The 19,632-nt window shown below is 32.7% G+C and carries 19 protein-coding genes and 4 pseudogenes; 17 read left to right on the forward strand and 6 right to left on the reverse strand.

Annotation, left to right across the window (positions count from 1 at the left end; translation table 11 throughout):
* Positions 1-405 precede the first annotated feature (405 nt).
* A complete protein-coding gene (locus tag FC97_RS01125; protein WP_054643339.1) occupies positions 406-654 on the reverse strand; it encodes a GlsB/YeaQ/YmgE family stress response membrane protein in 249 nt (82 codons plus the stop codon).
* A 6-nt stretch (positions 655-660) separates the two neighbouring features.
* Positions 661-792, reverse strand: a complete 132-nt coding sequence (locus tag FC97_RS13745) for a hypothetical protein (RefSeq protein WP_016511903.1) — start codon at positions 790-792, stop codon at positions 661-663.
* Positions 793-998: 206 nt separating this feature from the next.
* On the opposite strand from FC97_RS13745, the gene FC97_RS01130 reads away from it, so the two are divergent.
* The 7 genes from FC97_RS01130 to FC97_RS01160 are packed head-to-tail and all read left to right on the forward strand — an operon-like array spanning position 999 to position 6,367.
* Positions 999-1,520 (forward strand): DUF4355 domain-containing protein, encoded by a 522-nt coding sequence (locus FC97_RS01130; protein WP_225868755.1) that lies wholly within the window; start codon positions 999-1,001, stop codon positions 1,518-1,520.
* A 55-nt stretch (positions 1,521-1,575) separates the two neighbouring features.
* Positions 1,576-2,352, forward strand: a complete 777-nt coding sequence (locus tag FC97_RS01135) for a YveK family protein (RefSeq protein ID WP_054643340.1) — start codon at positions 1,576-1,578, stop codon at positions 2,350-2,352.
* A gap of 8 nt (positions 2,353-2,360) precedes the next feature.
* Positions 2,361-3,104 carry a CpsD/CapB family tyrosine-protein kinase gene (locus FC97_RS01140; protein WP_054643341.1) on the forward strand — a complete coding sequence of 248 codons (744 nt, stop codon included), beginning with the start codon at positions 2,361-2,363 and terminating at the stop codon, positions 3,102-3,104.
* The gene (locus FC97_RS01145) at positions 3,101-3,886 is read left to right on the forward strand and encodes a tyrosine-protein phosphatase (RefSeq protein ID WP_054643342.1); all 786 of its coding nucleotides are present in this window, start codon (positions 3,101-3,103) and stop codon (positions 3,884-3,886) included. Before FC97_RS01140 ends, FC97_RS01145 begins: the two co-directional genes overlap by 4 nt.
* A 30-nt stretch (positions 3,887-3,916) precedes the next feature.
* Positions 3,917-4,861: an NAD-dependent epimerase/dehydratase family protein gene (locus tag FC97_RS01150; protein WP_054643343.1), complete on the forward strand. Its 945-nt coding sequence runs from the start codon at positions 3,917-3,919 to the stop codon at positions 4,859-4,861.
* Positions 4,842-5,519, forward strand: a complete 678-nt coding sequence (locus FC97_RS01155) for a sugar transferase (protein WP_054643344.1) — start codon at positions 4,842-4,844, stop codon at positions 5,517-5,519. The genes FC97_RS01150 and FC97_RS01155 overlap by 20 nt, the downstream gene beginning before the upstream one ends.
* A complete protein-coding gene (locus tag FC97_RS01160; RefSeq protein WP_054643345.1) occupies positions 5,516-6,367 on the forward strand; it encodes a glycosyltransferase in 852 nt (283 codons plus the stop codon). The genes FC97_RS01155 and FC97_RS01160 overlap by 4 nt, the downstream gene beginning before the upstream one ends.
* Before the next feature lie 73 nt (positions 6,368-6,440).
* Here FC97_RS01160 and FC97_RS13850 read toward each other — a convergent pair.
* Positions 6,441-7,341, reverse strand: a pseudogene (locus FC97_RS13850) (IS256 family transposase); the annotation flags it as partial.
* Between FC97_RS13850 and FC97_RS01175 the strand changes: the two are divergent.
* The 5 genes and pseudogenes from FC97_RS01175 to FC97_RS01195 all read left to right on the forward strand — a co-directional run.
* Positions 7,314-7,793, forward strand: a pseudogene (locus FC97_RS01175) (IS30 family transposase); the annotation flags it as partial. The pseudogenes FC97_RS13850 and FC97_RS01175 overlap by 28 nt on opposite strands.
* Positions 7,794-7,859: 66 nt before the next feature.
* Positions 7,860-9,071 carry an O-antigen ligase family protein gene (locus tag FC97_RS01180; RefSeq protein ID WP_056967660.1) on the forward strand — a complete coding sequence of 404 codons (1,212 nt, stop codon included), beginning with the start codon at positions 7,860-7,862 and terminating at the stop codon, positions 9,069-9,071.
* Positions 9,061-9,960 carry a glycosyltransferase family A protein gene (locus tag FC97_RS01185; RefSeq protein WP_082397566.1) on the forward strand — a complete coding sequence of 300 codons (900 nt, stop codon included), beginning with the start codon at positions 9,061-9,063 and terminating at the stop codon, positions 9,958-9,960. Before FC97_RS01180 ends, FC97_RS01185 begins: the two co-directional genes overlap by 11 nt.
* A complete protein-coding gene (locus FC97_RS01190) occupies positions 9,961-10,947 on the forward strand; it encodes a Stealth CR1 domain-containing protein (RefSeq protein WP_056967662.1) in 987 nt (328 codons plus the stop codon).
* 27 nt (positions 10,948-10,974) lie between these two features.
* Entirely contained in the window at positions 10,975-12,399 is a 1,425-nt protein-coding gene (locus FC97_RS01195) for a lipopolysaccharide biosynthesis protein (RefSeq protein ID WP_056967664.1), read from the forward strand.
* A gap of 252 nt (positions 12,400-12,651) precedes the next feature.
* Here FC97_RS01195 and FC97_RS01200 read toward each other — a convergent pair whose 3' ends face one another.
* Positions 12,652-13,923 (reverse strand): ISL3 family transposase, encoded by a 1,272-nt coding sequence (locus FC97_RS01200; protein ID WP_054643449.1) that lies wholly within the window; start codon positions 13,921-13,923, stop codon positions 12,652-12,654.
* A gap of 117 nt (positions 13,924-14,040) precedes the next feature.
* Between FC97_RS01200 and rfbC the strand changes: the two genes are divergently transcribed.
* The 5 genes from rfbC to FC97_RS01225 are packed head-to-tail and all read left to right on the forward strand — an operon-like array spanning position 14,041 to position 19,055.
* Entirely contained in the window at positions 14,041-14,607 is a 567-nt protein-coding gene (rfbC, locus tag FC97_RS01205; RefSeq protein ID WP_054643351.1) for a dTDP-4-dehydrorhamnose 3,5-epimerase, read from the forward strand.
* Between the two features lie 15 nt (positions 14,608-14,622).
* On the forward strand, positions 14,623-15,636 hold the full coding sequence (gene rfbB / locus FC97_RS01210; protein WP_054643352.1) for a dTDP-glucose 4,6-dehydratase: 1,014 nt from the start codon (positions 14,623-14,625) through the stop codon (positions 15,634-15,636).
* 9 nt (positions 15,637-15,645) lie between these two features.
* Positions 15,646-17,067 (forward strand): oligosaccharide flippase family protein, encoded by a 1,422-nt coding sequence (locus FC97_RS01215; protein ID WP_056967666.1) that lies wholly within the window; start codon positions 15,646-15,648, stop codon positions 17,065-17,067.
* Positions 17,068-17,910 carry a dTDP-4-dehydrorhamnose reductase gene (gene rfbD, locus FC97_RS01220; protein ID WP_054643354.1) on the forward strand — a complete coding sequence of 281 codons (843 nt, stop codon included), beginning with the start codon at positions 17,068-17,070 and terminating at the stop codon, positions 17,908-17,910. It begins immediately after the preceding gene.
* 23 nt (positions 17,911-17,933) lie between these two features.
* The gene (locus FC97_RS01225; protein ID WP_054643355.1) at positions 17,934-19,055 is read left to right on the forward strand and encodes an LCP family protein; all 1,122 of its coding nucleotides are present in this window, start codon (positions 17,934-17,936) and stop codon (positions 19,053-19,055) included.
* Between the two features lie 117 nt (positions 19,056-19,172).
* On the opposite strand, the pseudogene FC97_RS13855 reads toward FC97_RS01225, so the two are convergent.
* Together FC97_RS13855 and FC97_RS13860 are read right to left on the reverse strand one after the other, a co-directional pair.
* Positions 19,173-19,274, reverse strand: a pseudogene (locus FC97_RS13855) (hypothetical protein); the annotation flags it as partial.
* A gap of 52 nt (positions 19,275-19,326) precedes the next feature.
* Positions 19,327-19,584: pseudogene (locus FC97_RS13860) on the reverse strand (transposase); the annotation flags it as partial.
* Between the last annotated feature and the right edge of the window lie 48 nt (positions 19,585-19,632).

A 19,632-nucleotide genomic window follows, 5' to 3' on the forward strand; every position in this document is an offset into this window, starting at 1 on the left:
CTTCTTGCTTAATTTACGTCATTAAATTCGTTCAAGTTATTTCTTGCAATCTGCCTTCGAGGTATGTAAAAAATACCTAAATCTCTTAATAAATGCTGTTCTTTTTACGTATATTCAGTTATGAATTTGTTTGATTTTTTAGCTTTACCGGTTTAATGAGAAATTTATTTTTTTGTGAACTAGCAACGGGGATAAATTTTTTACCATCTTTATAGACAAATTGGATAACATCATAATTGTTATCTAGCTTTTTTGCCTGTTTGGAAACAATATCTTGAATTGAATAAGGTAGATTGCAAATTTAATCCGAATTTTTGGACAAATTTGTCAGCATAACCTGATGAGGGGTGCTAACTAAGTTAGCATCTATAATTTAGTATAAGAACCTTAAATGAAGCTTAAAAACTAATTCTTTGATTTACCGACAAAGAAAGAAACTAAAGCAACAACAATTACTGCTCCAATAATTGAAGGAATAATTGCCATTCCGGCTAATTGAGGGCCCCAAGATCCCAGTATAGCTTCTCCAATAGAGGAACCAACTAATCCGGCAACAATATTAGCAATCCACCCCATTGATTTTCCTTTGCTAGTAATTGCTCCAGCAATAGCACCAATGATGGCACCAATAATTAAAACCCATAACCAATGCATAAAACATCATCCTCTCTTATTTTTCGAAGGATGTTTTTTAGATTTGTTATAGTTTTGAATTTCTTTAAAAATGGCTAATAAAAGTTGAGATATAGAAATGATAATTGATATTTTTGACCAAAGTCCAAATCTTTTCATATCAAATCCTCCATTATCTAAATTGCATCCTTCTAAATCTAATTATAGGCAATTGAATATTTGCATACAAGTTATTCTATTGTGCCATTCTTTTTAAAATAGGAATTTTTGATTTGCCTTTTTCTCAATTACAGGCGTTAAAGAATAATTGATTTAGTTATTGCACTTACAAACAATTTAGCATACGGACTTAAAAAGGAGTTTTGATGATGAAAACAAATTTGCAATTTTTTGCTGATCCTAACCCAGAACCTAAGCCAAACGATTCCAACCCAAATCCTGATGGTAAAAATCCAAAGCCAGCTGGCAAGACCTACACACAGGATGATATTGGAAAGATGATGGCCTCTAAGGCTAAAGAAGTAGAAAGCAATCTGCGGGATGATTTTGAAAAGGAGCTTAAGCAAAAGGAACAAGAATGGCTTGAAAAGGGTGAAAAACGATCCAGCATGAATGCTAGTGAGAAGGCCCAAGCCGATTTAGAAGAGCAACGACAAGCCTTAAAAGAACAGCAAGACCGTCTTCAAGAAAAATTAGATGAAGCTGATCGTAAGGATGCTTTAGCTGCAACTAAAACTGTTCTAACTGACAAGCACATTCCAGCTGAATTTGCGGAGTTTATTAGTGATGTTAAAGAAGATGTTCGTAACAATAACTTAGATAAGTGGTCAAGAATTATTGCTTGGGACGAGTTAATGGACTATACTTTTTTATACATGCTTTATTAAGTTGGGGTTTTTATGTATATAAATAACATTATATTGTATATATTCGGAGGACGAAGTGGAATCAGAACAAAATATTAGTATGATGCAGATCGTAGGCATCTTACGCAAACATATAAAAGCAATTTTCGGGACAACTATTGTTGTTACTTTGGCAGCGATTTTTGTTACCTTTTTCGTTATGACACCAAAATATAGCGCTACTACACAAATTTTGGTCAATCGTAAATTATCAGAGGACATGCAGTCGGCACAGTTCCAGCAGGTTCAGGCTGATGTTCAGATGATCAGTACTTATAAGGATATTATTACTAGTCCTACTGTTTTAAAAGATGTTAATAAGAAAGTTAGCAGCTATCCTGGTTATCCAGGTTCTATGGGAGCATTGAAAGGATCACTATCGATTAGTAATTCTCAAAATTCTCAAGTGTTTTCAGTAACAGCTAAATCTACAGATGCTGGCACAGCGGCAGCAATTGCCAATATGACAGCTAAGGTTTTTAAGAAAAAGGTTGTTAAAATTATGAGTGTTAACAATGTTTCAATTGTCTCTGAAGCTGAAACGAATACTAAACCTGTCAGTCCTAGAAAGACTTTGAACGTTTTGGTTGGTATTGTTTTAGGGTTGATTTTAGGTGTTGCATTAGCATTTGTTCGTGAAATAACTGATAGAACAGTTACAACGGAGAATTTCTTAACAGATGATTTAGGGCTAACTAGTTTAGGCACAGTTAGTGAAATTGATCAAAAAGACATTGAAAGAGTCGTTGAACATAATAAAGTTCAATCTAAGTTGAGTATTAATAAATCATCAAGAAATCATAGAAGGGTCTAGGGAATAAAATGGCATTATTTAAGAAGAAAACTACAAAGTTAGATAATTATAGTTTGAAAAATGGTGTTGGCTTGGTTACTTATGATGACCCTACCAGTACGATTTCAGAACAATTTAATACGATTAGAACTAATATCCAATTTTCATCTGTAGATAAAAAATTAAATTCAATTTTATTCACTTCATCTGCTTCATCTGAAGGTAAGTCTACAGTAAGTAATAATGTTGCAGTAACTTGGGCTAAACAAGGTGAAACGGTTGTGTTAGTTGATGCCGATCTTCGTCGTCCGACAATTCATAAAACTTTTAATGTAAGTAATAGGGTCGGACTTTCAAGTTACTTATTGGGAAATGCTTCATTTGAGGATGTCGTTCAACCAACAATGGTTAAAAATTTATTCGTTATTACTAGTGGACCGATTCCGCCTAATCCCTCAGAATTATTAGGTAGTATGAGAAATAAGGACTTAATCAATCGCCTTGAGGACAAATTTGGACTATTAATAATGGATGCTCCACCTGCTAATTCGGTTACTGATGCGCAAGTTCTTGCTACTCAAGTAGATGGTGTCGTAATGGTTGTGCCTCAAGGAATTGCTGAAAAAGCTGGGGTTGCACATGCTAAACAATTATTAGATACAGTTCATGCTAATATTTTGGGTGTAATTATGAATCGTGTCACAAAAGAAAAGTCACAAGGCTATTATGGTGGATACTATAGTGGTTATTATGGAGCTGAGAAAGAGAAATGAAATTAATTGATTTGCATTGCCACATATTGCCAGGCGTTGATGATGGTTCTAAAGATATGCAGATGTCATTAGATTTGGCTAAGGCAGCTGTAGATCAAGGGATTACTAATAGTCTGGTAACTCCTCACCATATGGATGGGGAATATACTAATCACAAACAAGACGTGATTAGAAAGACTAATGAATTTCAAGAAGCTTTAGATAATGCGGGCATACCGTTAAGTGTGTTTGCTAGTCAGGAAGTTCATCTAACAGGGGAACTAATGGATGCCATTGCTAAAGATGATGTTCTGTTCATGGATGAAACTAATCGTTATATATTGTTAGAGATGCCGCACGATGGTATTCCTGAATATACGGCAGATATGATTTTTGACTTAACGACTCGTGGTATAACACCAGTTATCGCCCATCCAGAGCGTAATCAAGGAATTCAGGAAGATCCCGATAAATTATATGATTTCGTTAAAATGGGATGTTTGACACAATTGACAAGTAGCAGTTATCTTGGTATGTTTGGTAAGAAGGTCCAAACACTTACTGAAGAAATTATTAAAGCCAATTTAGGATTTGTCTTTTCATCTGATGCCCATAATTTTAAAGGACGTAGGTATTTAATGAAGGAAGCCTTTGAGAAGCTAGAAAAAGAAGAGGGACTTCGCAAAGCCCAATTATTTAATCTTAATGCAAGAAATATTATCAATGGTGATGACATCGGTGATACGGATTTTATTAAGATATCTTCATTACCTAAGAAAAAGAAAAAGTTTTGGTTATTTTAGTATAAAAACAGTATATGGGGGGATTTTACAGTGAAGGCATTAGTAACCGGTGGAGCTGGTTTTATAGGTTCACATTTAGTAGATTATTTAGTGGAACAGGGACTTGATGTAGTTGTAGTCGACGATTTATCTATGGGAGATTTAAAAAACATTCATCATCAAGATCATGTGGATGTATATATTGAAGATGTTAGAAATAAAGAATTTATTCAACAATTATTACAAAGGGAAAAACCGGATTATATCTATTTCTTGGCTGCCATTGCAAGTGTTGCTGATTCGATTGAACGTCCTGCTGAAACCCATTCGATAAATCATACGGCTGTATTTGATATGCTGGAGTATATACGTAAAACCGAATTACCAATTAAGAAATTTCTATTTACTTCTTCTGCGGCGGTTTATGGAAATCTACCAGAACTTCCCAAAAAGGAGGATTCAAGAGTAGATCCATTATCTCCATATGCAATTGATAAATATTCAACAGAGAGATTTGTTTTAGCATATGGTAATCTGTATGATTTACCAACAGTTTGCGTTCGTTTTTTCAATGTTTATGGTCCAGGACAAAATCCAAGTTCACCATATTCGGGAGTGTTGTCGATTTTAACTGAATGTTTTGATAAGAATAAAGCGTTTACGCTTTATGGAGATGGAAAACAAACACGTGATTTTGTATATATTGATGATGTTATTCAGGCTTTATGGTTAATTACTACAAGTAAAACTAAACATGAAGTTTTTAATGTAGCAAATGGGCATGAAACGAGTTTAAATTCTATAATTCATATCTATGAAAAAATAGCTCATAAAAGAATAAAGATTCAGAAGTGCGATTATCGTATTGGTGATGTTAAACGTTCTGTAGCAAATATTAACAAGCTTACTAAACTTGGATATACTACGAAATGGACATTAGAAGATGGATTAAATAGCTATTGGGGGGGAATTCATCGTGAGACAAGTAGAAATTAATAAGTCGGTAAATACTCAAGCGGATAGTCGGTTAGTTGAATATACTTTTGTTAATAAAATAGGTAATCCTATTACTGGTTGGAAACTTGTAATTAAACGTGTATTTGATTTATTGGTTGGATTATTGGGGTCGATAATAAGTTTACCTATTATAATGGTGTTTGCCTTTATAGTGAAAACAACCTCTAAGGGACCAGCGTTTTATAAGCAAGAACGTGTAGGCTTTATGGGGAGTACGTTTAATGTTATAAAAATAAGGTCAATGTATCAGGATGCAGAAGCTCGAACTGGAGCTGTTTGGGCACAAAAAAATGACCCTAGAATTACACCAATTGGCCGTTTTATGAGAAAAACTAGAGTCGATGAATTACCACAGTTTTGGAATGTATTAAAAGGAGACATGAGTTTAGTAGGACCTCGCCCAGAGCGCCCAATTTTGACTGAAAAGTTTAGTAAAAGTTTTTCAGAATTTCCAAAGCGCTTGCGTATTATACCTGGCATTACGGGATATGCTCAAATTAATGGTGGATATGATATTACACCAGATGCTAAGTGTAAATTAGATAATTATTACATTGAACATTATTCGCTTTGGTTTGATATAAAGATGTTATTAGGAACAGTCAAAATTGTGTTTACTGGAGATGGCGCACGTTGATAACTGATTCTGAAGAGTATACATATACTGGCTTGATGTCCGTATATGCACGTGAAAATCCGACGTTGTTTGAAAACGCACTGACCTCTATATTGAATCAAACCATAAGACCTGATTACTTCTTGCTTGTCAAAGATGGAATGTTAACAGATGAATTAGAAAATACTATCAAGATGGCCAAAGATAAATTTGAACACTGCGGAATCCGATTTATCCAGTTACAAAACAAGCAAAACTTAGGGTTAGGGGCATCTTTAAATAGAGGTTTGATGGCATGTCCAACAGAATTTGTCGCACGCTTTGATTCAGATGACGTTAATATAGATTTACGAATGGAAAAAACTATGAATGCTTTTAGAGAAAATCCTAGACTAGTAATTGTCGGTTCCCAAATCTTTGAGTTTAATACAGACGAGAGTCATCCATTGGACGTAAAAAATGTGCCGACATCTAATGATGATATTAAAAGATGCAGTGTAAAAAGGAATCCTTTTAATCACATGTCTGTAACGTTTAGAAAAAGTGTTATCTCTAAAGTGGGCGGTTACATTGATGTGCCATTGTTTGAGGACTATTTTTTGTGGATTCGTGTTATTCATTCAAAATATCCAGTATTGAATTTAGATGATATTTTAGTTAAAGCTCATGTTGATGGATGTTTTACAAGTAAACGTGGTGGATTTCATTATCTATTAAAAGAAATTAATTTTCAAAATTTACTTTTAAAAGGACATTATATAGGTATTTTTCAATATGTATATAATGTAGTTGTGCGTGGTAGTATCAGAATCTTACCATCTAAGGTATTACGTTTGATATATTTACATCTAAGAAATACAAGCAAATGAGTATTGTTAATTTAATGGGGAGTGTCAAGAAGTTTGTGTAAATAAAAATCCCTTCTCCTGGCAAAATAAAGTATTAATCGAAAAGTGATTCTAACGTGTCTTTGACTTGACCAAATCCGCGATGGCTACGATTGAAGTACTTTTCGTTATAGCTTATGACTTGAACTCCAATGAAATTGTCTAAAGATTTTTCGTTTGGAAATTGTTCCTTTGGTTTGGTCTTGCATTTGATTCTTTTGTTCAGTGATTCTAAGATATTGGTTGAATAAATTGTTGGTCGAATGCCCGGGGGAAAACTCAGGAAAGCTAATAGTTCATTTTCAATGGATTTAAGTTGCTGGATCAGATTGGAATACGATTTCCCCCATGCACCATAAAAATCATTTAAGATCTTGTGTGCTGCAGTTACATCGGTCGCTGAATGCAACTCTTTAAAGTCATTTAAGATCGCCTCACGATCTTTTAAACGCACATGTGAACCAATATTGCGCATAACATGTACTAGGCATCTTTGAAATTTAGCTTTCGGGAAAGCGTGCAATAATGCTGGCTATTCCATCTGCAATGATCAACTGGACTTGTTCTAATCCACGTTTTTTAAGATCTTCTGCCATTTCTGACCAAACTCCTGCATTTTCACTTGGAGCGATTCGATAATCAAGAACTTCTTTGATGCCGACAGATGTAATACCTAAAGCAATATAGACCTCTTCTCTTTGAACTGAATCGCGGCGCAAAGGTAAGTAAGTTGCATCTAAGAAAAGACAAACATAGTTTGCCTTAATAGTTCGTTGATGAAAAGCTTCAATCTGTTTTGTTACCTGAGCAGTGATATTAGAAACAGTAGTAGGTGAATAATAAGAGCCATACATTTTTTCAATCAAATCTGCAATTTCACGGGTCGTAACGCCCTTGGAATAAAGCTGAATGATTGTTGTTTCTAAAGCGTCCTGCGGCCGTGAATGACCGTACAGGCGTGGGACATTGGGAAGGCGACTTGGTCAAAGGTATTCGTTCGGCTGATGAGCCAGCGCTGATGACGCTCACAGAACGGTACAGCCGAACTGAAATCATCGTTAAGATACCTGACTATCATGCGGACACCTGTCTTAAAGCCTTGCAGGACACGATCAACGATTACGGTGCCAAGGAGTTTGAGAGTATCACGTTTGACAATGGTTCCGAGTTCGCCAAGCTGTCGGAGATCGTTGGAACCCAGATCTATTTTGCTCATCCATACTCGCCTTGGGAGCGCGGCACTAACGAGAACACCAACGGACTACTCAGGGAGTACTTCCCGAAGGGAAAGTCTCTCAGGGACGTTACGCTGGTTGAGATCCAAGCAGTCCAATCAGCACTGAACCATCGTCCCAGACGTATTCTGAACTATCTTCGACCATGCGATTACTACCGACGCATGGCTTAACAACCTAGACCACTATCAAGGATTCGTTATCATCGTTGCACTTGACTTGAAAATTAAGGAATAAAAATGTATCAAAAAAATAATGTAATAAATATCTTGTTAGTAATGTTGTTTGTAATAGGATCTGTGCTGAGCTATTCACAATGGAGTGGAATTGGCTCCGGCTTAAGACTTGTTTCAGAATTTTTAATAATTATTTGTAATATTTGGAATGTTAATTTTAAAAATTACACTATTATATTGCCATTGGTAGGTATTTTTTGTATATATCCTATTTTAATGACAAGTGTGGGTGTATATGGAGAATTCTCTAAACAAGTGATATTATATAGCGTTTACTATGCATTTTACTCGTTGTTTTTGATTTGTTCTATAAATGCATTTCGAGATAACCCGATGAGTTTAGTCACTACTATATTTTGGACTCTAACTACTATGCTTTTTTTGATGATGTTTATCTTTAAAGGTGTTTCTTATAACGTTTTAGAGTTAATTAATAGTATGTTATATAATCAAAGATATGGTAATAATATTCTTACACAACGTATATCTATGGGATTCAATAATGTGAATACTTTGGGTATGTTTGCAGGCTTTTTGGTTCTAATTGCTGTTATTACTCATAAAAATAGAAGTAATTTAAAGAATATATTAATAGTGTTATTTAGTATTTTTATAATTTTAAATTCTGGTAGTCGAACACCCATATTAGCGGTAGGTATCTCACTAGTGGTCTATTTAGTTCACAGTTTAGGATCAAAAAAAATAAAGTTTATTGTTAGTACTATAACAGGCTTTTTTTTAACAACTATTTGGGCAGTATTTTTATATTTTGTTTATTTTTCAAATTCTTTGAATACTCATTTTATGCAATTAGATGAGTTTTTAAGTTATCGGTTAAACTATAGTCAAATGGCATTGAGTTTAGCAGGAAGTGACTTACATAAATGGTTGGGTATAGGGTCAATGAGTACGAGCTTTATTCAACAAAAATTAACTGGAGAACGTTTCGCAATTGATAGTTCTTTAGCTTACTTTTTATTAACAATAGGTATTGTAGGATTTAGTTTTCTCTTAATTTATATATTGTATTTATATTGTATGATAGTAAAAAAACAGAGCTCGATAGTACTTACACTTTTTGTATTCTATTCAGTTTATCTAGTTATGGAAAATATTCTTTTTATTCCTAATGCGGCTGTATCCACATTTATTTTGACTATAATTTTTGCTTATATGTTATCAAACAAGAGAGTTGAGGAATATAATGATAGATAAAAATGCACGTATAACTATTTTAACTAGTACGTACAACCGTCCAGAAAGCCTAAAAAAATTATATAAATCTTTATGTCAGCAAACTGATAAGAGAATGGTTTGGTGGATCGTGGATGATGGAAGTACTGTTGCTGTGTCGCCGACTGTAAATCAACTAATTTCGAATAATAATGATTTTGAAATAAAATATACAGTTTTAAAAAATGGTGGAAAACATAGGGCGTTGAATGCTATTATTCCAAAAATAGTGACAGATTTAACAGTTATAGTGGATGATGATGATTTGTTAGTTGACGATGCAATAGAAACAATTTTAAAAGACTACGAAGTTGCTAAACAAGAGAACATTGGGTCACTTATATATGAACATGGGAAGATGCAGAACGTACCAGTACAACCATTACCAAACAAAATAGATTTTGGTAGGCGGTATTGGTACTTACTAAATCATCATATTTCTGGAGATTTTACGGATGTTTTTGTAACAAAATGTTTACAGAAATTTAGGCTACCAGAATTTAAAAATGAAAAATTTATTAGTGAGGGTCCTTTGTACGTCGAGTTTAGTAAAGTTTTTAGATCCAAATTTATAAAGAAAATCATTCGTGTAGGGGCTTATCAGCCAAATGGATTAACAAACAGTATCAGAAAATTGGAAATAGAGAACCCAAATGGGGCTATCTATGAGCAGATGTTATACTTAGCACAAGAAAACACGCCGTTATTTTATCGCATAAAAAAGAGTGTCTTGGTAGGGAGAATTTCTGCATTTATAAAGAAATCTCCTTTAAAAAATAATATTATTAGAAACAAAAAGGAAATTAATCTATTAATTATGATGAGTTATTATATGTATGGATTTCTTCTAAAATTAAAGGAAGTGTTGTAAATGTTAGACGAAGATATTGATGTTGTTATTCCATGGGTGGATAATACTGATCCAATTTGGCGCGATAAGGCTAAACAGTATATTGATTTGACTGATTTGGATGGTGAACGTTTTAGAGATTATGATACTATTAAGTATGCTATTAGATCAGTTGAATATAATATGCCGTGGGTTCATCAAATTTTTTTGGTAACAGCCGGTCAAAAGCCAAGTTGGTTTGTGGAGTCACCAAAAATTAAAATTATTAATCATGATGAATTCATACCTCATGAATTTTTACCAACGTTTAGTTCTATCGTCATAACGATGTTTATGCATTTAATTCCTGAAATTAGTGAAAAATTTATAGTTTTAAATGATGATATGTTTGTTGTTAATTCCACAAAGGTAAGTGATTATTTTAGAGACGGTTTGCCAAATGATTTTTATATTGAACGGCCAACTTATCCACTATTTCTAAATGATTATTATGTTTTTAATTCTTTGTATGCGATTAATCAGGCTTTTTCAAAACGTGATAATTTAACAAAAAAATTGACAAAAAAATTTAATTTTAAATATGGCTTAATTAATAATACAATTTCATTATTTTTATCTGTGTTTAGACCTTATTTAGGATTTTATAGTGCGCACAGTGCACAGCCATATTTAAAAACAAGTTTTGAGGAATGTTGGCGTCTATTCTATGATGAGTTGCATCAGGCAGCAAGCCATCCAACTAGGAATAGACTTGACGTAACGGATTGGTTAATAAGATACTATCAATTAGCTAGTTTTAAATTTCAAGCAAGTAATCCTCGAAAGCATAAATATTTTGAATTAGGATTAATGGATGATAATTCTTTTAAAGATGCATTATATAATAAAAAATATTTGGACATATGTATTAACGATGCATCCATCAAGGATGATTCTTTAGATTTGCCAGATAAAATGATAGATGCTTTATCAAAAAAGTTTAATCAACCATCGACTTGTGAACTGTAAAAATTCCCGAATGGAAAATACTTTATTATGAAAAACAAAATAATTAATTTTATAAGCTTTGCGATGGGGCCAATCTTAGGAGGAGCATTAACAGCTTTAATTATTCCATTGACAACATATTTTTTGTCGCCGGTAGAATATGGTAAAGCAAGTATGTTTACTATATTGCAGGGTCTAGTTGCTTCTTTTGCGTATTTTGGATTTGATCAAGCATTTACCAGGGAATATAACGAACAAGATGATAAGAGTAAACTTTTCATGAATTGCATAATAGTTCCATTGATGTTTTTCAATGTTTTACTATTAATTTCGTTATTTTATTTGCATCAAATTTCTAATTTAATTTATCCTAGTAAGAATTATGTTCTTCTAGTAATAGCATTTGAAGTGCTAGTTATGTTTACAATTTTTGAAAGATTTATTTTAATGTACTTGCGTATGTCGGAGAATGGTAAAGCATATTCTTTCTTTACAACATCAATAAAATTATATATGTTGATTGCTACATGTATTTTACTATATTTTGGAAATAGATCGTTTACCGTTGTTGTTTGGTCAACAATTATTGGACAAATTTCGGCTGACTGCATTTTAATCTTTAAGTATAGGCGATTATTTAATTTTAAGATTAACCAATGGATTGATTCAAAATTGATTAATCGGATGTTTATATTTGGTTTCCCAATTGTTATATCAGTTTCGTTAACAAATTTTCTACAAATGTCAGATAGAATTTTTTTAAAGATATATAGTACTTATCAAGAGTTAGGTGTTTATTCAGTTGGATTAAAAGTAATGGCAATTATGACAATTATTCAAACTATATTTGTTAATTATTGGGTCCCTGTATCATATAGATGGATGAATGAGCATAAAGACATAATTGTATTCCAAAAGGTTAGTGAATTTGTTAATCTCATTTTATCTAATATAGTTTTCTTAATGACAGTTATTGGACCAATTATTGTGCTTTTTGTGTCGAATAAGTATAGAGATGTTCAATATTATTTTCCACTAATGATCATTCCAGTATATCTTAGTTGTATTAGTGAAACTACCAATATTGGAATCGTTTTTTCGAGAAAAACTTACCTAAATATCTATATATCAGGAATTACATTGCTTGCTAATATCGGGTTGTCATTTTTATTAATACCGAAATTTGGTAGTCGGGGTGCAGCGTTGGCAAATGCATTATCGTATATTGTTTTCTTTGTATTAAGGACAATCTTTTCTGCAAAAAATGGATTTAAAATCAAAATCATAAGTCATATTTTAATATTAATAGTGTTATTGATAGTATGTATAACCAAAGCTTTTTTTAATATAGAATGGTATTATTGTTTGATTATGTATATTGTTTTCTTTATCTATTCAATTGTGCGTTTGAAAGCATTTAATTTTAAAGGTTTTATGTCATCGAACAATATGAAAAATAATGAAATTGAATAATATAAAACTTGTGAATCTGATGATTGAACTGAACTCCAAAAATTGGAGTGAAGTTTGGCTGTTCGTCAAATGGTACTGATAGCAGAATTATTTAATTGAATAGCTTGACATTAAGCAGCTGAATTTTTTGGCTGTACGATAAATAGAGTTGATAGGCATTTTGCCATCAACTCTATTTTTGTGGCTGTTCGTCAAATCAAGTTGATGGCGGTTCAAGTTAACAGTTAGACCATAAATGGTCTAGCTGTTTTTTTATTTGGCTGATGAGCTTGCTCGAAGCCAAAACATTTGAATATTTATACGTTCAGTAAAGTTGTTCCAACTACGATATCCATAGGCACTACTTTTTATCTTTTTTATTCTTCCAATGATTCCCTCTAAAAATCCGTTGGAATATTTAAGCCTCAGTGCATTTAATACTTGTTTACGATATTTTCTTAATGATGTCATTGTTTGATCCATAGCGGTATTGAGTGGATGATAATTGAGTAGTATCTGATTCATTGTATCAGTATCGCCTGTTCTAATAGCCTTTAAAATATCTTGATATACTTCATAGGACTTGGCGAAACCTTCGTCCAAATCTAAACACTTTGTGATTAAATTTAGATCCGTTTCATAATAACCAACACTGTACTGATACTTAGGGTTTATCTTTTCGATGGAATCGAATGATTCCAAGAATTTTTTCCAATCTCTCTTCATGAACAAGTATTCTTTACTTCTTTTAGGCATTCGTTTCATTACCTGTATTCTAGTTGAATTGAGAGAACGATTCATCATCTGAACGATATGAAATCTATCAACAACGACTTTGGCCTTTGGAAACAACTTTGGTACTAAATTAATGTATCCGGCATTTAAATCCAAAGAAATAGTTTTTACCTGTCTTCTGACTTTCAAAGGAAATCGACTGAAGTATTTACTGATTTGATATGAAGTTCTTCTGGGCAAGATATCACCCGTACGATGATTATCGCTATCTAACCAAATAAAGCTCATCTTGTCAGTAGACATAAATTCATCAAATGCCATGTGCTTAGGAAGATGTTCAGGAAGTGATTTCTTGTGCATCTTGGCTTCTTCATCGATGATACGTTGAACGGTCTTATCGGAGACGTTAAAACGTCTGCCGATATCCTTCAATGATGTATTAAAAGCAGTTTCTGATAAGATCATTTGTCTAACAGGTTGTGCGATTTGACAATATTCCCAAACATAACTAGTTTTGGCTACAAAGATAGAGTTACAAGATTTACATTTATACTTTTGACGTTTCAGACTTATATACGTTGGACGTAATGATAATGATGGAGCGACTATCATATTTTTATTAAATCCATTCTTAACTAAGTGGCCTGCAAGGCCACAGTTAAGACAACGGTCAATCTGTTTAGTTAGCATTGCAAAATAGACTAAGGACTTGATGCCATTAACTAACATAAATTTTGAGTCTTCAGTAAAGATAATATTCTCATCTTTCATTTCAAGAGCGTTTCGTATAGACTTATTACTTAGGGACATCATTCAAATTCCTTTCATTGTGAAGCTGTAGAGGGTAGAACATCTAAAGGTATGGATGGTGTCTTTTTGATGTTCTAAAATAGTTTTATTAATAAATGGTATACAAAAATAGAGTTGATGGCAAAATGCCTATCAACTCTATTTATCGTACAGCCACCGGCCGTTTTTGGAGATAGTCGTGGTTTCTTTACTGAAACTTATTCAGACCGTGACTTCAAGGAAGCCGGTATTAATTTTGACTTCATTCAAGATAATCAATCATTATCTAGTGAAGCAGGGGTTTTACGTGGATTACATTTCCAACGTGGAAAAGCTGCTCAAACTAAGTTAATTCGTGTTGTTACAGGTGCTGTTCTTGACTTGATTGTTGATGTACGTAAAGGCTCACCCACATACAAACAATGGGAAGGTTACATTATTTCTGCAAGTAACCATCGTCAATTACTAGTGCCAAAGGGTTTTGCCCATGGATTTGTCACATTAACAAATGACGTTAACTTCTTATATAAATGTGATAACTATTATAATGCTGAAGCAGATGGTGGTTTTTCATTTAAGACTCCAGAATTAGGTATTCAATGGCCAATTGATTTTGATCAAGCAATTACTTCTGAAAAGGATGCTAATCAACCTACCTTTACAGAGTTTGAAAAAAATAATCCATTCGTATATGGTGAAATTTAATACAGGAGATAACCAATGAAAAATATTATTGTCACAGGTGGAGCTGGATTTATCGGTTCTAATTTTGTTCATTATGTCGTAAAGAACCACCCAGAAGTACATATCACAGTATTAGACAAATTAACTTATGCTGGTAATCGTGCTAATTTAGCTGGATTACCTAAGGATAGAGTTGAATTAGTTGTTGGTGATATTAAGGATGCTCCTTTAGTTGATAAATTAGTAAGTAAAGCAGATGCAGTTGTTCACTATGCTGCAGAAAGTCACAATGATAATTCATTGATTGATCCTTCTCCTTTTATTCAGACTAACATTGTTGGTACTTACACATTGCTTGAAGCGTGTCGTAAATATAATGTTCGTTTCCATCATATTTCAACTGATGAAGTCTATGGGGATCTTCCTTTGAGAGATAAAGATGGAAATGGTGATAAATTTACCCCTGAATCACGTTACAATCCAAGCAGTCCTTATTCATCATCTAAGGCTAGTTCTGATTTACTAGTTCGTGCATGGGTTCGTTCCTTTGGGTTACAAGCAACAATCTCTAATTGTTCTAATAATTATGGACCTTATCAACACATTGAAAAATTTATACCTAGACAAATCACTAATATTTTAAGCGGTATTCGTCCAAAACTTTATGGTTCTGGTAAGAATGTACGTGATTGGATTCATACTAATGATCATTCACGAGCAGTTTGGACTATTCTTACAAAAGGTAAGATTGGTGAAACTTACTTAATCGGTGCTAATGGTGAGAAGAATAATAAAGAAGTTCTTGAATTAATTCTTGAATTGATGGGTAAACCATCTGATGATTACGAATTGGTTAAAGATCGTCCGGGACATGATATGCGTTATGCTATTGATTCAACTAAATTACGTGAAGAATTAGGTTGGAAACCAGAATATACTGATTTTAGAACTGGGCTACAACATACAATTGATTGGTATACAGAACATGAGGACTGGTGGAAAGCTGAAAAAGCTGAAGTCGAAGCTAAGTATGCTAAAAATGGTCAATAGGTTGATAGAATGAATAGAACTTTGAAAAATATTATTTATAACGGTGTTTACCAATTATTAGTTATTGCTTTACCCGTTATTACGGTTCCTTATGTAGCAAGAATATTGGGAGCTAAATCGCTAGGAATTAATTCATATGTGGTATCTATTGGGAATATTCTTGGTTATGTAATTATGATGGGACTTAATCAGTATGGCGTAAGAACTATAGCAAGATCTGATAGGAATACTAAGTCCTTAAAAAAAGAGTTTTTAAATCTATGGATATTACAGTTAATTGTAGGAATTATTGTAGTCATATGTTACAGCCTATTTTCTTTTTATAATAAAGATAGATTATATTTTCTTGCTAATTTACCTTATTTAATCGGTTTCACAATTGATATATCATGGTTTTTTATAGGTATAGAGAAGATAAAAGATGTTGTTATTAGAAATACATTTGTAAAGTTTGTTACGGTTTTCTTTATATTTGTGTTAGTTCATTCTCCTAATGATCTATATATATATATATTGATAAATAGTTGTTCAATTTTATTCTCTAATATTATCTTCTGGAAAAAATTACATTCATGTATTGGTGGTTTTAAATTTAATTTAAAGAAGATTAATTTAAAGTATTTTATTCCTGTGATAATTTTAGGGGCACCTCAAATTGCAGTTCAATTATATACTAATTTTGATAGTACACTTGTTGGTATGATAGCAGGACCTACACAACTGTCTTATTATGATCAATCTCAGAAGGTAGTACGTATACTTTTGGCATTAGTTACATCTGTTAGTACAGTATTAATGCCAAAATTGGCACAGTTAGACAAAAATGATAATGGCAACTACAATAAGATACTTAAATTATCTTTAGATATAACTTTCATATCCTCATTATTTATAACTTTGAACCTTATGGTTAATTCTAATGATTTTGTTCCATGGTTTTTTGGAACAAAATTTGGCGCAATGACAGATAATATGTTTTACGTTAGTCTTATTTTAATATTCATATCTTATGGTGGAGTTTTTGCTAATCAATTTGCTTTGTCTAAGGGGTACTATAAGGAATATGCCCTACCTTATTTTTTAGGTGCAATTATAAGTATACCTTTGAATATTGTTTTAGTAGGTAAATATAAGGCTGATGGTGGAACTGCAACTATAATAGTGACTGAATTAATGGTTTGCCTAGTTAGAATAATTATTGTGGCAAAAAAAATAAACTTAAAAAGTATGTTTAGGGGACAATTTAAATATGTCTTCGTGATGATAATTTGTTTAGGTATATGGTATAAATTCAAATTTTCATTTGGCAATCATCTTTTGAATATTATTGCAAATACATTGGTTTATTCAGGTATGTTTATCGTATGGGTGTTGCTATTAAATGTTAATAAAGTTAGTGAATATAAAAATTATTTTAAAAAGGGAGAATAAATGAAGGTTTTAGTAATAGGTGCAAGTGGTCAATTAGGATCTGAATTGTGTCGAATGTTGGACAAAAAAGGAATTGAGTATTTAGGCACAAATTCTAAAGATTTGGATATTACCGATTGGAATGCAGTTAATCAATATTTTAAAGAATATAGACCACAATTGGTGTACAATTGTGCAGCTTATACAAATGTCGATGGAGCTGAAGATACACCAGGGAAAATCGCTAATTATAAAGTTAATGTGATTGGAACTAAGAATGTTGCTGCTGCATCTGAAAAGTTTGGGGCAACTCTTATATATATTAGTACGGATTATGTTTTTGATGGTAATAATTCAGAAATGTATACTGAAAAATCCCCTACTAATCCACAAAATGAATATGGACGTGCTAAACTTGCTGGAGAGCAAGCAGTATCTAAAATAATGAGTAAATATTATATTATTCGTACCTCGTGGGTATTTGGTGAATACGGGAAAAACTTTGTTTATACAATGCTTAACTTAGCGAAGACGCATGATCATCTTACCGTTGTAAATGATCAAAAGGGGCGCCCTACCTGGACTAAAACTTTATCTGAATTTATGATTTATGCCATGGAGAATGAAATTCCGTATGGACTATATCAGTTATCTAATGAAGAATCATGCACATGGTACGAATTTGCTAAAGAAATATTAAAAGAACAAAATGTTAAAATTGACCCTGTGACGTCTGATGAATTTCCTCAAAGGGCTTATCGTCCAAAGCATTCTGTGATGGATTTGGCGAAAGCGGAGAGTGTCGGTTTTGAGATAATTAGTTGGAAAGAAGCCTTGTCTAATTTTATAAATGATGTAAATTAGAACTTATTGGGGGAAATATTATCATGCATAATAATAGAAAAAAGAAAAAGCATACACTTAGAAATGTATTTTTATCATTTTTGTTGTTACTTATTATTGGTGGTGCGGCATATGGTATGACACGATATCGTAGTGTTAAAAATTCGGTAAATAGTTCATTTAAACCATCTGGAGTTACTAAAGAGCGTGATGTAAGTAGTGCTTTAAAGAATAAAAAGCCTGTATCTATTCTATTGATGGGAACTGACACAGGGGCTTTGGGGCGTGATTATAAAGGTCGTACAGATAGTATGATGGTAATTACTTTAAATCCAAGCGATAATAAAACAACGGTAACAAGTATTCCTCGTGATACTGCTGTTAATATCCCTGGATATAAGTCTGTTTCACCTGCTAAGATTAATGCAGCGTACTCTTATGGACAGACAGAAACAGCAATTAAAACGGTTCAAAAGCTTTTGAATATTCCAATTGATTTTTATGCACTTATTAATATGGGTGGCATGGAGAAAGTGATTGATCAAGCTGGTGGAGTGGATGTAACGCCAACTTTGAGTTTTAAATATGAAGGATATTCGTTTAAAAAGGGCGAAAAAGTCCATATGAATGGTAAGAAGGCCTTAGCATATTCACGTATGCGCTATGATGATCCTAAAGGGGATTATGGACGTCAGACACGTCAAAGAGAGGTTCTTACAGCTTTAGTACATAAGAGTAGTTCGGTGTCTACCTTATTAAATCAAAGTTTTATTAATTCATTATCCGATCAAACCCAGACAGATTTAACATTTGATGAATTAACTACAATTGCTAAGGATTATAATTCTGTTAGAAAAAACACTTCTGAAACTCATTTACAAGGAAACGGTGAAGAAGTTGCTAAACAGAGCATGGAAGTTATGAAAAAATCTGAATTGCAACGTGTCACTAACTTTATTCGTGAGAATTTAGATTTGCCACATGCTAAGACAGGTAATATTCAGTTTAAGCCTTCTACACAAAGTTCAACAACAACTAAGTCGGTTCAAGATATCAATAATATTGGTTCACAACGTTCAACCACGGGAACATCCAATAAGAATAGTACTGGAACAAACAGTGGTTCTGGTATAAGCAATAGTGGATATTCTAACTCAGGTTATTAATTAAATATCAAGAGCGGTATAAAAATGTAGGAAAATGACGGTTAAAATGGTCCTTTGTCAAATAGTATTGATGAATAGTTTTTGTATGGAAGGCAACCTCATGTAGGTTGTCTTTTTTTATGCACAAATGAGTCTTATTCTCTTGAGAAAATGGTCAAGATTTCTAAATCCATAACTGATACGTTTGAGTTTTTTTATCTTTCCAATGGTCTCTTCAAGAGGACCATTGGATTATGACATTGTACAACTATTCTTTATATAATTTAAATTCTTATGTAACGTTGAAATAGATGTATCCATAGCGATGCCAATTAGACTTGAGTGCTTTATACAAACGGGAATGTTTATCATTTATTTTTTTAAGACAACTGATTCTAACTTGATCCAATGCCCGGCTATATAGCTGAACTATATGAAATCTATTAACTATTATTTGAGCATTGGGAAAAATTTTATGAATGACCGACTGGTAATTAGCGTTCAAATCAATAGAGGCAGTCTTAACTGCTTGTCGTTCTGACAAGCTATAATTTTTTACAAAGTGTTAAATAATTGTTTTAGACAGTCGATCATGAAT

The sequence above is a fragment of the Companilactobacillus kimchii DSM 13961 = JCM 10707 genome (assembly GCF_001435445.1).
GTDB lineage: Bacteria > Bacillota > Bacilli > Lactobacillales > Lactobacillaceae > Companilactobacillus > Companilactobacillus kimchii.

Coding starts and splice junctions, on each gene's coding strand:
- FC97_RS01125 (WP_054643339.1), bottom strand. CDS start 654: ATGCATTGGTTATGGGTTTTAATTATTGGTGCCATCATTGGTGCTATT.
- FC97_RS13745 (WP_016511903.1), bottom strand. CDS start 792: ATGAAAAGATTTGGACTTTGGTCAAAAATATCAATTATCATTTCTATA.
- FC97_RS01130 (WP_225868755.1), top strand. CDS start 999: ATGATGAAAACAAATTTGCAATTTTTTGCTGATCCTAACCCAGAACCT.
- FC97_RS01140 (WP_054643341.1), top strand. CDS start 2,361: ATGGCATTATTTAAGAAGAAAACTACAAAGTTAGATAATTATAGTTTG.
- FC97_RS01145 (WP_054643342.1), top strand. CDS start 3,101: ATGAAATTAATTGATTTGCATTGCCACATATTGCCAGGCGTTGATGAT.
- FC97_RS01180 (WP_056967660.1), top strand. CDS start 7,860: ATGTATCAAAAAAATAATGTAATAAATATCTTGTTAGTAATGTTGTTT.
- FC97_RS01185 (WP_082397566.1), top strand. CDS start 9,061: ATGATAGATAAAAATGCACGTATAACTATTTTAACTAGTACGTACAAC.
- FC97_RS01190 (WP_056967662.1), top strand. CDS start 9,961: ATGTTAGACGAAGATATTGATGTTGTTATTCCATGGGTGGATAATACT.
- FC97_RS01195 (WP_056967664.1), top strand. CDS start 10,975: ATGAAAAACAAAATAATTAATTTTATAAGCTTTGCGATGGGGCCAATC.
- FC97_RS01200 (WP_054643449.1), bottom strand. CDS start 13,923: ATGTCCCTAAGTAATAAGTCTATACGAAACGCTCTTGAAATGAAAGAT.
- rfbC (WP_054643351.1), top strand. CDS start 14,041: ATGGCAAAATGCCTATCAACTCTATTTATCGTACAGCCACCGGCCGTT.
- rfbB (WP_054643352.1), top strand. CDS start 14,623: ATGAAAAATATTATTGTCACAGGTGGAGCTGGATTTATCGGTTCTAAT.
- FC97_RS01215 (WP_056967666.1), top strand. CDS start 15,646: ATGAATAGAACTTTGAAAAATATTATTTATAACGGTGTTTACCAATTA.
- rfbD (WP_054643354.1), top strand. CDS start 17,068: ATGAAGGTTTTAGTAATAGGTGCAAGTGGTCAATTAGGATCTGAATTG.
- FC97_RS01225 (WP_054643355.1), top strand. CDS start 17,934: ATGCATAATAATAGAAAAAAGAAAAAGCATACACTTAGAAATGTATTT.